Annotated in this window: 15 protein-coding genes and 1 pseudogene; 7 read left to right on the top strand and 9 right to left on the bottom strand. The window is 52.4% G+C overall.

Annotation, left to right across the window (positions count from 1 at the left end; genetic code table 11):
- Window positions 1-27: 27 nt before the first annotated feature.
- Window positions 28-879 (top strand): class II aldolase, encoded by an 852-nt coding sequence (locus tag ACJHYO_RS21675; protein ID WP_001131791.1) that lies wholly within the window; start codon window positions 28-30, stop codon window positions 877-879.
- A 109-nt stretch (window positions 880-988) separates the two neighbouring features.
- Here the strand turns inward: ACJHYO_RS21675 and ACJHYO_RS21670 are convergent, their stop codons facing one another.
- From ACJHYO_RS21670 to yhiY, 4 genes are all read right to left on the bottom strand, one after another.
- A complete protein-coding gene (locus tag ACJHYO_RS21670) occupies window positions 989-2,113 on the bottom strand; it encodes an ABC transporter permease (RefSeq protein WP_001314210.1) in 1,125 nt (374 codons plus the stop codon).
- Window positions 2,113-4,848: a ribosome-associated ATPase/putative transporter RbbA gene (gene rbbA, locus ACJHYO_RS21665; RefSeq protein WP_000149127.1), complete on the bottom strand. Its 2,736-nt coding sequence runs from the start codon at window positions 4,846-4,848 to the stop codon at window positions 2,113-2,115. Before rbbA ends, ACJHYO_RS21670 begins: the two co-directional genes overlap by 1 nt.
- A complete protein-coding gene (locus ACJHYO_RS21660) occupies window positions 4,845-5,912 on the bottom strand; it encodes an HlyD family secretion protein (RefSeq protein WP_038339113.1) in 1,068 nt (355 codons plus the stop codon). The genes rbbA and ACJHYO_RS21660 overlap by 4 nt, the downstream gene beginning before the upstream one ends.
- A gap of 62 nt (window positions 5,913-5,974) precedes the next feature.
- Window positions 5,975-6,088 (bottom strand): protein YhiY, encoded by a 114-nt coding sequence (yhiY, locus tag ACJHYO_RS21655; protein WP_001304942.1) that lies wholly within the window; start codon window positions 6,086-6,088, stop codon window positions 5,975-5,977.
- A 556-nt stretch (window positions 6,089-6,644) separates the two neighbouring features.
- On the opposite strand from yhiY, the gene ACJHYO_RS21650 reads away from it, so the two are divergent.
- Window positions 6,645-7,697 carry a DUF2776 family protein gene (locus ACJHYO_RS21650; protein ID WP_001318089.1) on the top strand — a complete coding sequence of 351 codons (1,053 nt, stop codon included), beginning with the start codon at window positions 6,645-6,647 and terminating at the stop codon, window positions 7,695-7,697.
- 86 nt (window positions 7,698-7,783) lie between these two features.
- Here ACJHYO_RS21650 and ACJHYO_RS21645 read toward each other — a convergent pair whose 3' ends face one another.
- The gene (locus ACJHYO_RS21645) at window positions 7,784-8,977 is read right to left on the bottom strand and encodes an NAD(P)/FAD-dependent oxidoreductase (protein ID WP_000439157.1); all 1,194 of its coding nucleotides are present in this window, start codon (window positions 8,975-8,977) and stop codon (window positions 7,784-7,786) included.
- A 231-nt stretch (window positions 8,978-9,208) separates the two neighbouring features.
- On the opposite strand from ACJHYO_RS21645, the gene pitA reads away from it, so the two are divergent.
- On the top strand, window positions 9,209-10,708 hold the full coding sequence (gene pitA, locus ACJHYO_RS21640; RefSeq protein ID WP_085455589.1) for an inorganic phosphate transporter PitA: 1,500 nt from the start codon (window positions 9,209-9,211) through the stop codon (window positions 10,706-10,708).
- A gap of 70 nt (window positions 10,709-10,778) precedes the next feature.
- Here pitA and uspB read toward each other — a convergent pair whose 3' ends face one another.
- The gene (uspB, locus tag ACJHYO_RS21635) at window positions 10,779-11,114 is read right to left on the bottom strand and encodes a universal stress protein UspB (protein WP_000626187.1); all 336 of its coding nucleotides are present in this window, start codon (window positions 11,112-11,114) and stop codon (window positions 10,779-10,781) included.
- Window positions 11,115-11,504: 390 nt separating this feature from the next.
- On the opposite strand from uspB, the gene uspA reads away from it, so the two are divergent.
- Entirely contained in the window at window positions 11,505-11,939 is a 435-nt protein-coding gene (gene uspA / locus ACJHYO_RS21630; RefSeq protein WP_000323571.1) for a universal stress protein UspA, read from the top strand.
- A gap of 76 nt (window positions 11,940-12,015) precedes the next feature.
- On the opposite strand, the pseudogene ACJHYO_RS21625 reads toward uspA, so the two are convergent.
- Window positions 12,016-12,080, bottom strand: a pseudogene (locus ACJHYO_RS21625) (hypothetical protein); the annotation flags it as partial.
- Window positions 12,081-12,255: 175 nt separating this feature from the next.
- On the opposite strand from ACJHYO_RS21625, the gene dtpB reads away from it, so the two are divergent.
- Complete coding sequence (dtpB, locus tag ACJHYO_RS21620; protein WP_001098639.1) at window positions 12,256-13,725, top strand: dipeptide/tripeptide permease DtpB; 1,470 nt, start codon at window positions 12,256-12,258, stop codon at window positions 13,723-13,725.
- A 48-nt stretch (window positions 13,726-13,773) separates the two neighbouring features.
- Here dtpB and rsmJ read toward each other — a convergent pair whose 3' ends face one another.
- Both rsmJ and prlC read right to left on the bottom strand, forming a co-directional pair.
- Complete coding sequence (gene rsmJ / locus ACJHYO_RS21615; protein WP_000686607.1) at window positions 13,774-14,526, bottom strand: 16S rRNA (guanine(1516)-N(2))-methyltransferase RsmJ; 753 nt, start codon at window positions 14,524-14,526, stop codon at window positions 13,774-13,776.
- A 7-nt stretch (window positions 14,527-14,533) separates the two neighbouring features.
- Window positions 14,534-16,576: an oligopeptidase A gene (prlC, locus tag ACJHYO_RS21610; RefSeq protein ID WP_001312164.1), complete on the bottom strand. Its 2,043-nt coding sequence runs from the start codon at window positions 16,574-16,576 to the stop codon at window positions 14,534-14,536.
- A gap of 202 nt (window positions 16,577-16,778) precedes the next feature.
- Here prlC and rlmJ point away from each other — a divergent pair, with 202 nt between their 5' ends.
- Both rlmJ and gorA read left to right on the top strand, forming a co-directional pair.
- Window positions 16,779-17,621 carry a 23S rRNA (adenine(2030)-N(6))-methyltransferase gene (gene rlmJ / locus ACJHYO_RS21605; RefSeq protein ID WP_000954225.1) on the top strand — a complete coding sequence of 281 codons (843 nt, stop codon included), beginning with the start codon at window positions 16,779-16,781 and terminating at the stop codon, window positions 17,619-17,621.
- A gap of 71 nt (window positions 17,622-17,692) precedes the next feature.
- Window positions 17,693-19,045 carry a glutathione-disulfide reductase gene (gene gorA / locus ACJHYO_RS21600; RefSeq protein ID WP_000160795.1) on the top strand — a complete coding sequence of 451 codons (1,353 nt, stop codon included), beginning with the start codon at window positions 17,693-17,695 and terminating at the stop codon, window positions 19,043-19,045.
- Window positions 19,046-19,078 lie beyond the last annotated feature (33 nt).

Here is a 19,078-nt window from a genome sequence, read left to right as displayed (position 1 = left end):
CTGATATTAAAAGATGAGGTTTTCAATATGCCATTAGTTAATGGACGGATACTGCTCGACCGCATTCAGGAAAAACGGGTATTAGCGGGCGCATTTAATACCACCAATCTGGAGACAACGATTTCAATTTTAAACGCCATTGAGCGTTCAGGATTACCCAACTTCATTCAGATTGCGCCCACCAATGCACAACTGTCGGGATACGATTACATTTATGAAATCGTGAAACGTCACGCTGATAAAATGGATGTTCCGGTCAGTCTTCATCTTGATCACGGGAAAACTCAGGAGGATGTTAAACAGGCGGTGCGCGCGGGCTTTACCTCGGTCATGATTGACGGTGCCGCATTCTCTTTTGAAGAGAATATCGCTTTCACCCAGGAAGCTGTCGATTTCTGTAAATCCTATGGCGTACCGGTTGAAGCGGAGCTGGGGGCGATTCTCGGCAAAGAAGACGATCACGTCAGCGAAGCCGATTGCAAAACGGAACCGGAAAAGGTGAAGACCTTTGTCGAACGCACCGGTTGCGACATGCTGGCAGTTTCTATTGGTAACGTTCATGGCCTGGACGATATACCGCGGATCGATATCCCCCTGCTGAAGCGCATTGCCGAAGTCAGCCCGGTGCCGCTGGTTATTCACGGCGGCTCCGGTATCGCCCCGGAGATATTACGCAGTTTCGTTAATTATCGCGTCGCTAAAGTGAATATCGCCAGCGATCTGCGCAAAGCGTTTATCACCGCAGTCGGCAAAGCGTATGTGAATAATCACAACGAGGCGAATCTGGCACGGGTGATGGCATCAGCAAAAAACGCCGTCGAGGAAGATGTGTATAGCAAAATCCTGATGATGAATGAGGGGCATCGGTTGGGTAAGTAAATCTTCGCCGGATGCGGCGTGACGCCTTATCCGGCCTACAAAACCACTAAAATTCAATAAATTGCACCAATGCGTAGACCCTATAAGCTTACGCATCGGGCAACTGTAATTACGCCATTGTCCCAATTGTCTTCCTGAATCTCAGCAGTGCGATGGTGAAAAACGCGCCGCCAATTGCCATCAGTGTCAGGAACTGCGGCCAGACGATTTCGAATCCGGCACCACGGTAGAGGATGGCCTGCGCGAGGCTAACAAAGTGTGTCGTCGGCATGGTCAGCATAATGTCCTGCACCATCTGCGGCATACTTTCGCGCGGCGTGGAACCACCGGAAAGCATTTGCAGCGGCAGCAGCACCAGAATCACCAGCAGCCCCAGTTGCGGCATTGAACGCGCTATCGTCCCCATAAAAATGCCGATTGACGTGGTGGCAAACAAACTGAGCGCCACGCCCAGCATAAACAGCGGGATCGAGCCTTCAATCGGTACGCCCAGCACGCCTTTCACCATCAGCACCAGCGATAATCCCGACACCACCAGCACCACCAGCCCCATCGACCAGACCTTTGCCATCATGATCTCAAACGGCGTTATCGGCATCACCAGTAAGTGTTCCACCGTGCCGTGTTCACGCTCGCGGATCAGTGCCGATCCGGTCAACACAATCGCCAGCATGGTAATGTTGTTGATGATCGCCATCACCCCGCCAAACCACGCGGGATCGAGGTTCGGGTTAAAGCGCATCCGGGTTTCCAGCGATACCAACGGTTCGCTGTTATCACGGTAGCGCGCGACAAAGCTGTTCACTTCACCGTTGATAATATTCTGGATATAACCGTTGCCAGTGAATGCCTGGCTCATGCGCGTGGCATCGACGTTCACCTGAATATCCGGCTGGCGTCCGGCGAGGACATCACGCTGAAAATTAGGCGGAATATTTATCGCGAAGGTATAACGTCCGGCGTCCAGTCCGGCATCCATCTCATCGGCGGTGATCATCTCCGGTGGCAAAAACCACGGGCGATAGAAGCTGTTAACGATCCGGTTCGACAACTGCGATTGATCCATATCGGCTATGGCGATCGGCGCGAGGTTCAACGATCCTGGCGTAACGGTCGCTGACGAATACACCGACACCGTAAACGAGAAGACAATCAGCGTCAGCATCGCTTTATCACCGAGCAGACTGCGCAACTCTTTGATACCCAGATTAAAAATATTGCGTAAATGGCGCATCATCCCTCCTGTTTTTTCAGCAGCAGGATGCTTAAGCCCATCACCAGCGGTATGGCTATCAGCAACGGGATAAAAAGTTGCCACAAATCAGTCAGATCCAGCGCTTTCGAGAACGTTCCGCGGGCGATAGTCAGAAAATGACTGGTGGGATAAACCTCGCCGATCCAACGTCCTGGACCTTCCAGCGAAGCTACCGGATCGATCATCCCGGAAAACTGTGTCGCCGGGATCAACGTGATAATTGCCGTACCGAAAATGGCGGCAATCTGGCTTTTCATAAAGGTGGAGATCAGCAGCCCCATTCCGGTGGCGATGATGATATACAGCAGCGCCGCCAGGGTGAGAGTCAGGAAACTGCCTTTATGCGGTACGCCAAACACAAACACCGACAGGGCGCAGAGCAGGAAAAAGTTCAGCATCCCCAGCGCGATGTATGGCAGCTGTTTGCCAAGTAAAAATTCGCTACGGGTGGTGGGGGTCACGTAAAGGTTGATAATCGACCCTAGCTCTTTTTCCCGCACCACGCTAAGGGCGCTTAGCATTGACGGGATCATCATCAGCAGAAGCGGGATCACCGCCGGAACAATCGCCGGCAGGCTTTTTACGTCCGGGTTATAGCGATAGCGCGTCTCAATATTCATCAGCCCGCTTTGGCTGGCGGGTGTGGACTGTCGGCTCGCCACATCCTGTAGCCAGCTCTGGTGCATGGCCTGCACGTAACCTTTTACCGTTTCGGCGCGGCTCGGCATCGCACCGTCGATCCAGACACCGAGTTCCACGGGCGTACCACGCGCGATATCGCGCCCGAAATTGGGAGGGATCTCAATTGCCACCGTGATATCGCCCGCACGCATCCGACGATCAAGCTCGTCATAACTGGTGAGCGGTGGCTGTTCGATAAAGTAACGGGAACCGGAGAGATTGAGCGTCCACGCCTGGCTACTGACGGTTTGATCGCGGTCAAGCACCGCAAAGCGCAGGTTTTCCACATCCATACTGATGCCGTAACCCATTATCAGCATCAGGATCACCGTTCCCATCAGCGCCAGCGTCGAACGTACCGGATCGCGTCGCAGTTCCAGCGCTTCGCGGCGGCTGTAGCTAAACAGACGGCGCAGGCTGAATCCCTGACGTGGCGCGTGGGTGGTGTCGTGTACCACCGGCGGCGCTTCAGCTTCGTTGCTCTGCCCTGCCGCTTCCTGCAAATAAGCGATAAATGCCTCTTCCAGACTGGCGGCTCCGCGTTTCTCAACCAGTTCCGGCGGTGTACCGCTGGCGAGCACTTTTCCGGCGTGCATCAGTGAGATACGGTCACAACGTTCCGCTTCGTTCATAAAGTGGGTGGAGATGAAGATAGTCACTTTGTCCTGGCGCGAGAGATCCACCATCAACTGCCAGAACATATCCCTCGCCACCGGATCGACGCCAGAAGTCGGTTCATCAAGGATTAACATCTCCGGGCGATGAATCACCGCCACCGCCAGCGATAGCCGCTGGCGAATGCCGAGCGGCAATGACTCCGGCAATACATCTTCGACGTCGTTGAGCTTAAAACGCTCGCTCATTTCAGCCACTCGCGCGGGAATTTCCGCTTCCGGGATATGAAACAGACGAGCATGTAACTCCAGGTTTTGCCGCACGGTGAGTTCGTTATAGAGCGAAAACGCCTGCGACATATAGCCCACCCGGCGACGAGTATCGATATCTTTTGGATCAACCGGTTGCCCGAACAGCCACGCCTCACCTTCGCTGGCGGGCAGCAATCCGGTAAGCATTTTCATGGTGGTGGATTTACCACAGCCGTTCGAACCAAGAAAACCAAAAATCTCCCCGCGTGGAATGCGGAAATTGACGTGATCAACGGCAACGAAGGAACCAAAACGCATGGTCAGATCGCGCGCTTCGATGGCAATCTCTGCGTTTTCAGGTTGATACGGTGGGATCACTACCGCCTGATGCGCCTGCCGTTGTGCTTGCGGTAACAGATTTATAAATGCTTCTTCCAGCGTGGCGCTTTGCGTTTGCTGCCGCAACTCTTCGGCGCTGCCAGTTGCCAGCACTTCTCCGGCATTCATCGCTACCAGCCAGTCGAAGCGTTCCGCCTCTTCCATATAGGCGGTGGCAACCAGCACGCTCATATTGCTCTGCCGCTGGCGAATGCTGTCGATCAGATCCCAGAACTGGGCGCGGGAGAGCGGGTCAACCCCCGTTGTTGGCTCATCAAGAATCAACAATTCCGGGTCGTGGATTAACGCACAGCACAGCCCAAGTTTTTGCTTCATCCCGCCGGAGAGTTTCCCTGCCGGACGATCGCGAAACGGTGCTAATCCGGTGCTGGTCAGCAGCTCATTAATTCGCACTTCCCGCTCCGCTTTGTCGTGACCGAACAGGCGGGCGAAAAAATCGACGTTTTCATACACCGACAAGGTGTGGTAGAGGTTTTTACCCAGCCCCTGCGGCATCCAGGCGATGCGCGGGCAGACGTCACGGCGATGCTTCGGATCGCGCATATCGCCGCCCAGCACCATCACATTGCCCTGCTCAATGACACGAGCACCGGAAATCAATGACAATAAACTCGACTTCCCGACGCCATCCGGACCAATCAGCCCAACCATGCAGCGGGCCGGAATATCGAGAGTGATATTGTTCAGCGCAACGGTTTTTCCATAATGCTGGCTCACGCCCGCCAGTTGCGCGACAGGCGGGACGGGAACCAGTTCCAGATGCGTCATTGCGGCAACCTCACCACCAGGTCTTCAGGCCACGGAAGTTCTTCATTCACCCGCACCCACGCTACGCCCGGCAAACCGGTTTTGACATATTCCAGATGCTGCTGGAGTAATTCCGGTGGGATACGCGCTTTGACACGGAACATCAGTTTCAGCCGTTCATCGCTGGTTTCGACGGTTTTTGGCGTGAACTGGGCGACGCTGGCGACAAAACTGATGGTTGCAGGAATACGCAGATCTGGTGCAGCATCAAGAATCAAACGTGCTTCACCGCCCAGTTTCAGCGTGCCCGCCTGTTCGGTTGGCAGAAAGAAGGTCATATAGACGTCGCTGAGATCGACCATATTCAGCACCCGACCGCCTGCCGCCAGCACTTCGCCTGGCTCGGCAACCCGATACTGCACGCGTCCGTCACGCGGGGCTTTCAGTTCGCTGTCATCGATATCTGCGGCAATGCGCCGTTCAGTGGCTTGTGCCGCTTCGACGCGAGTTTGCGCCTGAATGATATTGGTGCGTGCCGCCTCTATAGCGGCTTTAGAAGCAGAAACCTGAGCTTTTGCCGATTCCAGCGCAGCTCGGGCGCTCTCAGCGGCGGCGCGGTCGTCATCCAGCTGTTGCGCAGAAATTGCCCCCCGTTGTGCCAGTGAGCGGGAACGCGTATGACGTTTTGCTACGGAGTCCAGTTCTGCCTGGCGTTGATTAACCAGCGACTGTGCGGCACGAGTTTCGCTTTGGCGTTGCTCCAGCAAAGCCTGCGCGGCGGCAACGGCACTTTGTGCTTCTTTGATTTGCGCGATGGCTTCCAGTCGCTGTTCCTGCAACACGCGAGTATCCATCTTCGCCAGCACTTCACCTTCTCGAACAAACTGGCCTTCTTTCACCAGAATGGTGTCGATACGCCCGGCAATTTTGCTGGCGATATCCACTTCCGTCGCTTCAATGCGCCCATTGCTGACAGCAAAGCCTTCCGGCACACCCGCCGGGCGCAACAGCCACCACGCCACGACGGCAGCCACCGCCAGTGCCCCGACAACCCACCACGCCAGATGGCGCTTACTCTTATCCATAATCGATCCGCCATAATCCCTGTAAGCAATCGACGCGTGTTACAACTGCCACCGAACGATGTTCAGCGGATTCTTCCATCCGGGATAAGAAGGAAATGGCAAATACGACCAGCGCACAGAGCATTGAGCGCCAATGGGGAAGGCTTAGTGAAAACGGGTAGTAATGTTGTCATCATCAGCATTCCTGGCCGTAAATGAAACACGCATACTCATAAGTGAAATCAATTAAATACTAACAGTTATATTCATGTTGTCTATTTGATTGCCATCAACTTGTGATACATCGCGATGTTCTTCCGTTCGCTGGTGTTTTTTCCAAAAATATTCTGTACAGGTTCACAGATTCTGTTGCACAGGTTTCCGTAACAGGGAAACCTGATGACTATCACATAGCGTTATTATCGCCTGATGTGCGAATAAATACCGAATATAAAATAATTTATTCTGAAAAGATGATAGATGATAAAGGTTCGTGGGTTTAATAAAATATTCCCTAAAAGGTTCATTTAAAACAACAAAATAAGATAAAGATATTAATTCAGAGTTTATCTTAGGATAAATATTTATTTAATAGCATTAACTCACCGCTAAAAGTTGATCCCCATAACGCTAAATCCGATTATAGTGAAGTTACTTTTTTAATTGATGGCATCTTATAGACATATTTAACTAACTGAAAAGACGAATCATATGTTTTTCGAAGTGTAGCAGAAAATATATATGGGGTTTAAAATGAATATATATATCGGATGGTTGTTTAAATTAATTCCTTTACTGATGGGTATAATATGCATCGCATTAGGTGAGTTTGTATTAACCGGTTCTGGGCAAAGTGAATATTTCGTTGCAGGGCATGTTCTGATTTCTCTTTCTGCGATATGTCTGGCATTGTTCACTACCGCATTTATTATTATATCTCAGTTAACTCACGGCATGAATAAATTCTACAACAGGTTATTTCCTGTTATTGGTTATGCCGGTTCTGCTACAACTATGATTTGGGGATGGTCACTGTTGGCAAGCAATAATGTGATGGCAGATGAATTTGTCGCCGGTCATGTTATTTTTGGCGTTGGCATGATTGCCGCTTGTGTATCAACCGTAGCGGCATCTTCCGGACATTTTCTGTTGATCCCCAAAAACGCCTCGGGCAGTAAGAGTGACGGTACGCCATTGCAGGCCTATTCTTCAACAATCGGTAATTGCTTAATTGCCGTTCCCGTTCTGCTTACTCTCTTTGGTTTCATTTGGTCAGTCATACTGTTACGTAGTGCAGATATCACACCACATTATGTTGCAGGTCACGTACTAATGGGGTTAACGGCAATTTGCGCTTGTCTTATTGGCCTTGTCGCCACTATTGTCCATCAAACGCGGAATACGTTCTCAGTGAAAGAACATTGGCTGTGGTGCTATTGGGTTATTTTGCTTGGCTCACTTACCATTATTTTTGGTATCTACGTATTAATCAGTTCAGATGCAAGCGCCCGCCTGGCCCCCGGCATTATTCTCATTTGCCTGGGGATGATCTGCTACAGTATTTTCTCCAAAGTGTGGTTGTTAGCGCTGGTATGGCGACGCACCTGTTCGTTAGCCAACAGAATACCCATGATTCCGGTATTTACCTGTCTGTTTTGTCTGTTCCTTGCTGCGTTCCTGGCTGAAATTGCGCAAACCGATATGGCTTACTTTATTCCTTCGCGAGTTCTGGTTGGCTTAGGTGCAGTTTGTTTTACACTGTTTTCCATCGTTTCTATATTAGAAGCGGGTTCAGCGAAAAAATAATAAAAAAGGCTTCAGATAAGGCGTTGGACGCCTTATCTGGTTTTATTCAGGTTAATCCCTCTGGTATCGAGAGCACATTTTGCTTCTTATTCTGCCACCAAATCCTGCGCACAAGCCCATGCACTCGACCACGCCCACTGGAAGTTATAGCCCCCCAGCCAGCCGGTGACGTCCATCACTTCGCCGATGAAGTACAGCCCAGGCACTTTGCGCGCTTCCATCGTCCGTGAAGAGAGTTCGTTGGTGTCCACGCCGCCGAGCGTCACTTCGGCAGTGCGATAGCCTTCAGTGCCGTTGGGTTGTACGCGCCAGTCAGTCAATGTGCTAATCAGTGTCTGTTGGTCACGCACGTTGAGCTGTTTTAGCGAGAGATCCGGGATTTGCCCGAGTTGTTGTAACCGTTCAACCAACCGCTTCGGCAGATGAACCGCCAGCGTGTTTTTCAGGCTTTGATTCGGATGTGCATTACGCTGCTCATTCAGGAAGGTTTCGAGGTCCACATCCGGTAGCAGATTGATGCTGACAAATTCACCCGGTTGCCAGTAGCTGGAAATCTGCAACACCGCCGGTCCAGATAAGCCGCGGTGGGTGAAGAGTAAGTTCTCACGGAAAACGGTACCGTTTTCAGCGGTAATCACGGAAGGCACCGCCACGCCCGCCAGCACCTGTAACTCTTCAAGCAACGGTTTATGCAGAGTGAATGGCACCAGACCCGCACGGGTCGGCAGCACGTTGAGGCCGAATTGTTCGGCAATCTTATAACCAAACGGCGATGCGCCCAGCCCCGGCATTGACAGTCCACCGGTCGCAATGACCAGCTTTTCGCAACCGACAGTCATGCCGTTCAGTTCAAGCGTGAAGCCTGTATCATCCTTCGCCACGCTCAGCACTTCGCTACGCAATCTGAAGGCCACATTGCCCTTCTCGCACTCATCCACCAGCATGTCGACAATCTGCTGCGCGGAGTCATCGCAGAAGAGCTGCCCTAACGTTTTCTCGTGCCAGGCGATGCCGTGTTTATTGACCAGATCAATGAAATCCCACTGGGTAAAACGCGCGAGTGCAGACTTACAAAAATGCGGATTCTGGCTCAGATAAGCGCCCGGTTCGACATAAAGGTTGGTAAAGTTGCAGCGCCCACCGCCAGACATGAGGATTTTGCGCCCTGGTTTTTTACCATTATCGATCAGCAGAACCCGGCGTCCTGCCTGACCTGCCAGCGCAGAACAGAACATACCTGCCGCACCAGCGCCTATAATAATGGCATCAAACCTTTCCACGTTGCGCTCCTCTAAGAAAAAACGGGCGTGAATTGTAAAGATTCCTCAGTGGTCGCACCAGCATCAATATTACTAAAAGGAAGTATTTGCCTGAATTATATAAGATAATTATTTTTTGAGTGGAATCCATACAGGAGGCAAATCAAAAAAAGTCTATATTTCACTTTGCCCGCGCCGCGAAAGTCACTGATAATGCGCCGCGTTCATGTCCTCAAAATGGCGTAACGTCCTATGCTACATTTGTTTGCTGGCCTGGATTTGCATACCGGGCTGTTATTATTGCTTGCACTGGCTTTTGTGCTGTTCTACGAAGCCATCAATGGTTTCCATGACACAGCCAACGCCGTGGCAACCGTTATCTATACCCGCGCGATGCGTTCTCAGCTCGCCGTGGTTATGGCGGCGGTGTTCAACTTTTTGGGTGTTTTGCTGGGTGGTCTGAGTGTTGCCTATGCCATTGTGCATATGCTGCCGACGGATCTGCTGCTTAATATGGGATCGTCTCATGGCCTTGCCATGGTGTTCTCTATGTTGCTGGCGGCGATTATCTGGAACCTGGGTACCTGGTACTTTGGTTTACCTGCATCCAGCTCTCATACGCTGATTGGCGCGATCATCGGGATTGGTTTAACCAATGCGTTGATGACCGGGACGTCAGTGGTGGATGCACTCAATATCCCGAAAGTATTAAGTATTTTCGGTTCTCTGATCGTTTCCCCTATTGTCGGCCTGGTGTTTGCTGGCGGTCTGATTTTCTTGCTGCGTCGCTACTGGAGCGGCACCAAGAAACGCGCCCGTATCCACCTGACCCCAGCGGAGCGTGAAAAGAAAGACGGCAAGAAAAAGCCGCCGTTCTGGACGCGTATTGCGCTGATCCTTTCCGCTATCGGCGTGGCGTTTTCGCACGGCGCGAACGATGGTCAGAAAGGCATTGGTCTGGTTATGTTGGTATTGATTGGTGTCGCACCAACAGGCTTCGTGGTGAACATGAATGCCACTGGCTACGAAATCACCCGTACCCGTGATGCCATCAACAACGTCGAAGCTTACTTTGAGCAGCATCCTGCGCTGCTGAAACAAGCGACCGGTGCTGATCAGTTAGTACCGGCTCCGGAAGCTGGCGCAACGCAACCCGCGGAGTTCCATTGCCATCCGTCGAATACCATTAACGCGCTCAACCGCCTGAAAGGCATGTTGACTACCGATGTGGAAAGCTACGACAAGCTGTCGCTTGATCAACGTAGCCAGATGCGCCGCATTATGCTGTGCGTTTCTGACACTATCGACAAAGTGGTGAAGATGCCTGGCGTGAGTGCTGACGATCAGCGCCTGTTGAAGAAACTGAAGTCCGACATGCTTAGCACCATCGAGTATGCGCCGGTGTGGATCATCATGGCGGTCGCGCTGGCGTTAGGTATCGGTACGATGATTGGCTGGCGTCGTGTGGCAACGACTATCGGTGAGAAAATCGGTAAGAAAGGCATGACCTACGCTCAGGGGATGTCTGCCCAGATGACGGCGGCAGTGTCTATCGGCCTGGCAAGTTATACCGGGATGCCGGTTTCCACTACTCACGTACTCTCCTCTTCTGTCGCGGGGACGATGGTGGTAGATGGCGGCGGCTTACAGCGTAAAACCGTAACCAGTATTCTGATGGCCTGGGTGTTTACCCTTCCGGCTGCGGTACTGCTTTCCGGCGGGCTGTACTGGCTCTCCTTGCAGTTCCTGTAATCGTACGCACCAAAACGAGCGGGTCAGTTTACTGGCCCGCTTTTTTTATGCGTCATTATTGCTGAAGTGCTTAATGCCAAATCATCAATGCAATCAGGCTGACCACCACCAGACCACACAATGCGCTGGTCAGAATAAACTGCCGACGCACCCGCTCACAGCGGCGAATAAACTCATCATCGTGATGATCGCGATAACGTTGGGCATAGATATACCAAACGAGACGCACCTGTTTGTTGGGTTGGCCATGTGAGGTAAAAAAGCCCCCTCCATCAACATATTGATAGAGCAATGGATCGCAGTTACGCAGTACCACTAACAACGCGCGTAGTGATGAGAAATAGCGCGCCATGTTAACAATGCAAACGACACATAAAGCCCAAAATAATGCGACGGTGCTTATCATACCTCCTCCCCGGCGACCTGCCCGCGGAGTTCCACCCCGGGGCTACCGCTCCCGATACGCTGCCAATCAGTTAACACCAGGTCCTGGAGAAACCGCTTTTGTGGTGACCAACATCCGAGCGGCTCTATAGATAGTGTAGGAGATCAGGTTGTTTTTTTTCCAGAAGGTTAACCACTATCAATATATTCATGTCGAAAATTTGTTTATCTAACGAGTAAGCAAGGCGGATTGACGGATCATCCGGGTCGCTATAAGGTAAGGATGGTCTTAACACTGAATCTTTACGGCTGGGTTAGCCCCGCGCACGTAGTTCGCAGGACGCGGGTGACGTAACGGCACAAGAAACGCTAGCTGGCCAGTCATCGACAACTTTATGGAAGGAGTAACACTATGGCTTATAAACACATTCTCATCGCGGTCGACCTCTCCCCGGAAAGCAAAGTTCTGGTAGAGAAAGCAGTCTCTATGGCTCGCCCCTACAATGCGAAAGTTTCTCTGATCCACGTAGATGTAAACTACTCTGACCTATACACCGGGCTTATCGATGTGAATCTGGGTGATATGCAGAAACGCATCTCTGAAGAGACACATCATGCGCTGACCGAGCTTTCAACCAATGCAGGCTACCCAATCACTGAAACCCTGAGCGGCAGCGGCGATCTGGGCCAGGTACTGGTCGATGCAATCAAGAAATACGATATGGATCTGGTGGTTTGTGGTCACCACCAGGACTTCTGGAGCAAACTGATGTCTTCCGCACGTCAGCTGATCAACACCGTTCACGTTGATATGCTGATTGTTCCGCTGCGCGACGAAGAAGAATAATCTTCCCTCCACGACGTGTTCCTGAACGCCCGCATATGCGGGCGTTTTGCTTTTTGGCGCGCCTTGTTACCTGATGCAGCGTAAACGCCTTATCTGGCCTGCGGTCTGCGTACGCAATCAAAACCCCTGCCAATACAACATTTAACACCATTATATTTTCTATCATTAGTGTGATCAGCTGGTTATTTTCTGTTGTAATAGTGTATTAATCTATTCACCGCATCAATATTAAGAATCTCTGACAGATGTAAACTTTTTCGCGCGTTATCCCTTACGCGTTCATACTTTTCAGGATGGTATTGGAAGGTTAATAAATATGAATACAACAACACCCATGGGGATGCTGCAGCAACCTCGCCCATTTTTCATGATCTTTTTTGTCGAGTTATGGGAGCGATTCGGCTACTACGGCGTGCAGGGCGTACTGGCGGTTTTCTTCGTTAAACAGCTTGGGTTCTCGCAAGAGCAGGCTTTTGTCACTTTTGGTGCTTTTGCTGCGCTGGTCTATGGCCTCATTTCCATTGGTGGCTATGTTGGCGACCACCTGCTGGGAACCAAACGCACCATTGTTCTCGGAGCACTTGTGCTGGCGATTGGCTACTTCATGACCGGCATGTCGCTACTTAAGCCTGACCTGATTTTCATCGCCCTGGGGACTATCGCTGTCGGTAACGGCCTGTTTAAAGCTAACCCAGCCAGCTTGCTTTCGAAGTGCTACCCGCCGAAAGATCCGCGGCTTGATGGCGCATTCACCCTGTTCTATATGTCGATCAATATCGGCTCGTTGATAGCGTTATCGCTGGCCCCTGTGATCGCTGATAAATTCGGCTATTCAGTCACCTACAACCTGTGCGGTGCAGGGTTAATTATCGCATTACTGGTTTACATCGCCTGTCGTGGAATGGTGAAAGACATTGGTTCTGAACCCGACTTCCGGCCGATGAGCTTCAGTAAACTGTTGTACGTATTACTTGGCAGCGTGGTGATGATCTTCGTCTGCGCCTGGCTGATGCACAACGTAGAAGTCGCCAATCTGGTTCTGATTGTTCTCTCCATCGTCGTCACCATCATCTTCTTTCGTCAGGCATTCAAGCTGGATAAAACCGGGCGCAATAAAATGTTTGTCGCCTTTGTCCTGATGCTCGAAGCGGTGGTGTTTTACATTCTCTACGCCCAGATGCCAACGTCGCTGAACTTCTTTGCCATCAACAACGTGCATCATGAAATTCTCGGCTTTTCCATCAACCCGGTCAGCTTCCAGGCGCTTAACCCGTTCTGGGTGGTACTCGCCAGCCCAATACTGGCAGGCATTTACACGCATCTGGGTAACAAAGGCAAAGATCTCTCGATGCCGATGAAGTTTACTCTCGGCATGTTTATGTGCTCAATGGGCTTTTTGACGGCTGCAGCGGCTGGAATGTGGTTTGCGGATGCCCAGGGGCTGACATCGCCATGGTTTATCGTGCTGGTGTACTTATTCCAGAGCTTAGGTGAACTGTTTATTAGCGCCCTTGGCCTGGCGATGATTGCTGCCCTGGTGCCGCAGCATTTGATGGGCTTTATTCTCGGGATGTGGTTCCTGACGCAGGCTGCCGCGTTCTTGCTGGGCGGCTATGTGGCAACATTTACCGCAGTACCAGACAACATTACCGATCCACTTGAGACGTTGCCCGTCTATACCAACGTGTTTGGTAAGATTGGCCTGGTTACGCTGGGCGTTGCCGTAGTGATGCTACTGATGGTGCCGTGGCTGAAACGCATGATTGCGACGCCGGAAAGCCATTAATTATTCTTGCAGAAAGCAGGGTAGCGTTATCGCTACCCTGCTTTACTTTTACACCGGCGTTCCGGCATAAATATCAAAGCGATGCCCTTTAGTGACTACCGCGTTTGGCGTGGCGACATTCGCCAGCGGCGGCGCATAGTCCGGACGCTTCACCACCACGCGTTTGGTTGCCAGCAACCGCGCAGGCTCCAACAATCCATCGGCATCAAGATCCGGCCCCACCAGCGACTGAAACACGCGCATCTCTTTTTTCACCAGCGCGCTTTTCTGCTTATGCGGGAACATTGGGTCAAGATAAACTACCTGCGGACGCGGGGTAATATCGCTCAGCGCCGTCAGACTGGAGGCGTGAATCAACTGCAAACGTTCCTGTAACCAGCCGCCGATTTCCGCATCCGCATAACCACGCGCCAGACCATCGTCGAGCAACGCGGCAACCACCGGATTACGCTCCAGCATCCGCACGCGGCAGCCGACCGAAGCCAGCACAAAGGCATCGCGCCCTAATCCTGCGGTGGCGTCCACCACATCCGGCAAATAATCGCCTTTAATGCCCACCGCTTTCGCCACCGCCTCTCCGCGACCACCGCCGAATTTGCGTCGGTGCGCCATCGCTCCGCCAACAAAATCAACAAAGATGCCGCCAAGTTTCGGCTCATCACGCTTGCGCAGTTCCAGATGCTCCGGCGTTAACACCAGCGCCATCAGGTTGTCTTCATCGTGTTCCAGCCCCCAGCGGGCCGCCAGAACAGATAAGGCGCCGTCTCCGGCGCCTGTTTCATCAATTAAGCAGATTTTCACTGAATGTTCAGCCCTTAATGCCGTAATGCTCCAGCATCGCATCCAGCTGTGGTTCACGACCACGGAAGCGTTTGAACAGCTCCATCGGCTCTTCTGAACCGCCACGGCTCAGAATGTTGTCGAGGAACGATTGCCCAGTTTCACGGTTGAAAATGCCCTCTTCCTCAAAACGCGAGAAGGCATCTGCCGCCAGCACATCGGCCCACAGGTAGCTGTAGTAACCTGCCGCATAACCACCGGCAAAAATGTGGCTGAAAGCATGCGGGAAACGGCCCCATGACGGAGACGGTACTACGGCAACCAGTTTCTTGATTTCTGCCAGAGTTTCGAGGATTTTCGCCCCCTGATCCGGACGGAACTCTGCATGGAGGCGGAAATCGAACAGGCCGAACTCCAGCTGGCGCAGAATAAACAGCGCCGCCTGGTAATTTTTCGCTGCCAGCATTTTATCCAGCAGCTCCTTCGGCAGCGGCTCGCCGGTTTCATAGTGACCGGAGATAAACGCCAGCGCCTCCGGCTCCCAGCACCAGTTTTCCATAAACTGGCTCGGCAGTTCGACCGCATCCCACGGCACCCCACTGATCCCGGAAACACCAGCGGTTTCAATGCGGGTCAGCATATGGTGCAGGCCGTGACCGAACTCGTGGAACAGGGTGATCACTTCGTCATGGGTAAACAGCGCCGGTTTACCATTTACCGGGCGGTTGAAGTTGCAGGTCAGATACGCGACCGGTTTTTGCAGCGAACCGTCGGCTTTACGCATCTGGCCTACGCAGTCATCCATCCACGCCCCGCCGCGTTTGTTTTCACGGGCATACAGGTCGAGGTAGAAGCTGCCGCGCAGTTCGTCGTTCTCGTCATACAGCTCGAAGAAACGTACATCCGGATGCCAGACATCAACATCTTTACGCTCTTTAGCAGTGATGCCGTAAATACGTTTCACCACTTCAAACAGGCCGTTAACCGCTTTGTTTTCCGGGAAGTACGGACGCAGTTGTTCATCGCTGATGCTGTAGAGGTGCTGTTTCTGTTTTTCGCTGTAGTAAGCGATATCCCACGGTTGTAACTCATCGACGCCAAATTCGGCTTTGGCGAAGGCGCGCAGTTGCGCCAGCTCTTTTTCGCCTTGCGGGCGCGCGCGTTTTGCCAGATCGGTTAAGAAATCCAGCACCTGCTGCGGGTTTTCTGCCATTTTAGTGGCAAGTGATTTGAAGGCGTAGTTTTCAAAGCCCAGCAGTTGCGCCAGTTCGTGACGCAGCGCGAGGATCTCTTCCATCACCTTGCTGTTGTCCCACTTACCGGCGTTCGGACCTTGATCGGAAGCACGAGTGCTATAAGCGCGATACATCTCTTCGCGCAGGGCCTGGTTGTCGCAGTAGGTCATTACCGGCAGGTAGCTTGGGATATCCAGCGTCAGCAAATAACCTTCCAGCTCTTTCGCTTCGGCCTGGGCTTTTGCCGCAGCCAGCGCGCTTTCTGGCATCCCCGCCAGCTCCGCTTCGTCGGTAACGAGTTTGGTCCAGCCCATCGTCGCATCGAGGACGTTGTTGCTGTACTGATTGCCCAGTTCAGAAAGACGGGTAGCAATTTCGCCGTAACGCTGCTGTTTCTCTTTCGGCAGACCGATGCCAGAGAGTTCGAAGTCGCGCAGTGCGTTATCAACCGCTTTTTTCTGCGCCGTGTTCAGCGTGGCGTAATGATCGCCATCACGCAGGTCGCGATATGCCTTATACAGCCCTTCATGTTGCCCTACCCAGGTGCTGTATTCTGACAGCAGCGGCAGGGTTTGTTCGTACGCTTCACGCAGTTCCGGGCTATTTTTCACCGAGTTCAGATGGCTGACCGGGGAGAAGATACGCCCCAGCACATCGTCCACTTCCGCCAACGGCTGGCAGAGATTTTCCCAGGTGTACGGTGCCCCTTGCGCTACTACGCGCTCCACATTTTCGCGGCAGTCGTTCAGCGCCTTAGTCACGGCTGGAACGACATGTTCCGGGAGAATTTTAGAAAACGGAGGCAATTCAAAGGGAGTCAGTAACGGATTCGTCATTAGCGCAGTCCTGGTTAAAGAGGTTAAGGAAGCGCTCAACAGGCGCTTTACATAATGTTTGTAGCATGGGGTTAAGTGTAGTGAATTTCAATGAGAAACGTTACGCTTTCGCGGCGGCGGCCTCTTTTCGGTATACTGTCCTGATAGGCTTTTGTGCGCCCCGAATACGGGCCGATTTTTACTTACCGGAACACCTTTACCCATGCTCAGTTATCGCCACAGCTTTCACGCTGGCAACCACGCCGACGTCCTTAAACATACCGTTCAGAGCCTGATCATTGAGTCGCTGAAAGAGAAAGATAAACCGTTTCTCTATCTCGACACCCACGCAGGGGCCGGGCGTTATCAGTTAGGCAGCGAACATGCCGAGCGTACCGGCGAATATCTCGAAGGCATCGCCCGTATCTGGCAGCAGGACGATTTGCCTGCGGAGCTGGAGGCGTACATCAATGTGGTAAAACACTTCAACCGTAGCGGGCAGTTGCGTTATTACCCCGGTTCGCCGTTGATTGCTCGCCAGCTACTGCGTGAACAGGACAGCCTGCAACTGACCGAACTGCACCCGAGCGATTACCCGTTGCTGCGTTCTGAATTTCAGAAAGACAGCCGTGCGCGCGTCGAAAAAGCCGACGGTTTCCAGCAGCTTAAGGCCAAGCTGCCGCCGGTTTCCCGCCGTGGTTTAATCCTTATCGACCCGCCGTATGAAATGAAAACCGACTATCAGGCGGTGGTCAGCGGGATAGCAGAAGGTTACAAACGTTTCGCCACTGGCACTTACGCATTGTGGTATCCAGTGGTGCTGCGCCAGCAAATTAAGCGCATGATCCACGACCTGGAAGCGACCGGCATTCGCAAAATTCTGCAAATTGAACTGGCGGTGCTGCCAGACAGCGATCGCCGTGGCATGACCGCTTCCGGCATGATTGTGATTAACCCGCCGTGGAAGCTGGAACAGCAGATGAATAACGTGCTGCCGTGGCTGCACAGCAAACTGGTTCCGGCAGGCACCGGGCACGCCACCGTAAGCTGGATCGTGCCAGAGTAATTGCAGCCATTGCTGGCACCTATTACGTCTCGCGCTACAATCGCGGTAATCAACGATAAGGACAATATGTCATGACTAAACACTATGATTACATCGCCATCGGCGGCGGCAGCGGCGGTATCGCCTCCATCAACCGCGCGGCTATGTACGGCCAGAAATGCGCACTGATTGAAGCCAAAGAGCTGGGCGGCACCTGCGTAAATGTTGGCTGTGTGCCGAAAAAAGTGATGTGGCACGCGGCGCAAATCCGTGAAGCGATCCATATGTACGGCCCGGATTATGGTTTTGATACCACTATCAATAAATTCAACTGGGAAACGTTGATCGCCAGCCGTACCGCCTATATCGACCGTATTCATACTTCCTATGAGAACGTGCTCGGTAAAAATAACGTTGATGTAATCAAAGGCTTTGCCCGCTTCGTTGATGCCAAAACCATTGAAGTCAACGGCGAAACCATCACGGCCGATCATATTCTGATCGCCACCGGTGGTCGTCCGAGCCACCCGGATATTCCGGGCGTGGAATACGGTATTGATTCTGATGGCTTCTTCGCCCTTCCGGCTTTGCCAGAGCGCGTAGCGGTTGTTGGCGCGGGTTACATCGCCGTTGAACTGGCGGGCGTGATTAACGGCCTCGGTGCGAAGACGCATCTGTTTGTGCGTAAACATGCGCCGCTGCGCAGCTTCGACCCGATGATCTCTGAAACGCTGGTTGAAGTGATGAACGCCGAAGGCCCGCAGTTGCACACCAACGCCATCCCGAAAGCGGTAGTGAAAAATGCCGATGGTAGCCTGACGCTGGAGCTGGAAGATGGTCGCAGTGAAACGGTGGATTGCCTGATTTGGGCGATTGGTCGCGAGCCTGCCAATGACAACATCAACCTGGAAGCCGCTGGCGTTAAAACCAACGAAAAAGGCTATATCGTCGTCGATAAATATCAAAACACCAACGTTGAAGGTATTTACGCGGTGGGCGATAACACGGGTGCAGTGGAACTGACACCGGTGGCTGTTGCAGCAGGTCGCCGTCTCTCTGAACGCCTGTTTAATAACAAGCCGGATGAGCATCTGGATTACAGCAACATTCCGACCGTGGTCTTCAGCCATCCGCCGATTGGTACTGTTGGTTTAACGGAGCCGCAGGCGCGCGAGCAGTACGGCGACGATCAGGTGAAAGTGTATAAATCCTCTTTCACCGCGATGTATACCGCCGTCACCACTCACCGCCAGCCGTGTCGCATGAAACTGGTATGCGTTGGACCGGAAGAGAAGATTGTCGGTATTCACGGCATTGGTTTTGGTATGGACGAAATGTTGCAGGGCTTCGCGGTGGCGCTGAAGATGGGTGCAACCAAAAAAGACTTCGACAACACGGTTGCCATTCACCCGACAGCGGCAGAAGAGTTCGTGACAATGCGTTAAATGTTAAAGGGCTAAGAGTAGTGTGCTCTTAGC

It is taken from the genome of Escherichia sp. WS1118, assembly GCF_046487695.1.
Lineage (GTDB): Bacteria > Pseudomonadota > Gammaproteobacteria > Enterobacterales > Enterobacteriaceae > Escherichia > Escherichia coli.
This window is presented reverse-complemented; position numbering and strand designations above follow the sequence as displayed.

Bases quoted from the DNA above. Each gene is read 5' to 3' on its own strand.
- yhiY (WP_001304942.1), bottom strand. From the start codon at position 6,088: ATGATGACAACATTACTACCCGTTTTCACTAAGCCTTCCCCATTGGCG.
- rbbA (WP_000149127.1), bottom strand. From the start codon at position 4,848: ATGACGCATCTGGAACTGGTTCCCGTCCCGCCTGTCGCGCAACTGGCG.
- ACJHYO_RS21670 (WP_001314210.1), bottom strand. From the start codon at position 2,113: ATGCGCCATTTACGCAATATTTTTAATCTGGGTATCAAAGAGTTGCGC.
- ACJHYO_RS21675 (WP_001131791.1), top strand. From the start codon at position 28: ATGCCATTAGTTAATGGACGGATACTGCTCGACCGCATTCAGGAAAAA.
- rlmJ (WP_000954225.1), top strand. From the start codon at position 16,779: ATGCTCAGTTATCGCCACAGCTTTCACGCTGGCAACCACGCCGACGTC.
- dtpB (WP_001098639.1), top strand. From the start codon at position 12,256: ATGAATACAACAACACCCATGGGGATGCTGCAGCAACCTCGCCCATTT.
- uspA (WP_000323571.1), top strand. From the start codon at position 11,505: ATGGCTTATAAACACATTCTCATCGCGGTCGACCTCTCCCCGGAAAGC.
- uspB (WP_000626187.1), bottom strand. From the start codon at position 11,114: ATGATAAGCACCGTCGCATTATTTTGGGCTTTATGTGTCGTTTGCATT.
- prlC (WP_001312164.1), bottom strand. From the start codon at position 16,576: ATGACGAATCCGTTACTGACTCCCTTTGAATTGCCTCCGTTTTCTAAA.
- gorA (WP_000160795.1), top strand. From the start codon at position 17,693: ATGACTAAACACTATGATTACATCGCCATCGGCGGCGGCAGCGGCGGT.
- ACJHYO_RS21650 (WP_001318089.1), top strand. From the start codon at position 6,645: ATGAATATATATATCGGATGGTTGTTTAAATTAATTCCTTTACTGATG.
- ACJHYO_RS21660 (WP_038339113.1), bottom strand. From the start codon at position 5,912: ATGGATAAGAGTAAGCGCCATCTGGCGTGGTGGGTTGTCGGGGCACTG.
- pitA (WP_085455589.1), top strand. From the start codon at position 9,209: ATGCTACATTTGTTTGCTGGCCTGGATTTGCATACCGGGCTGTTATTA.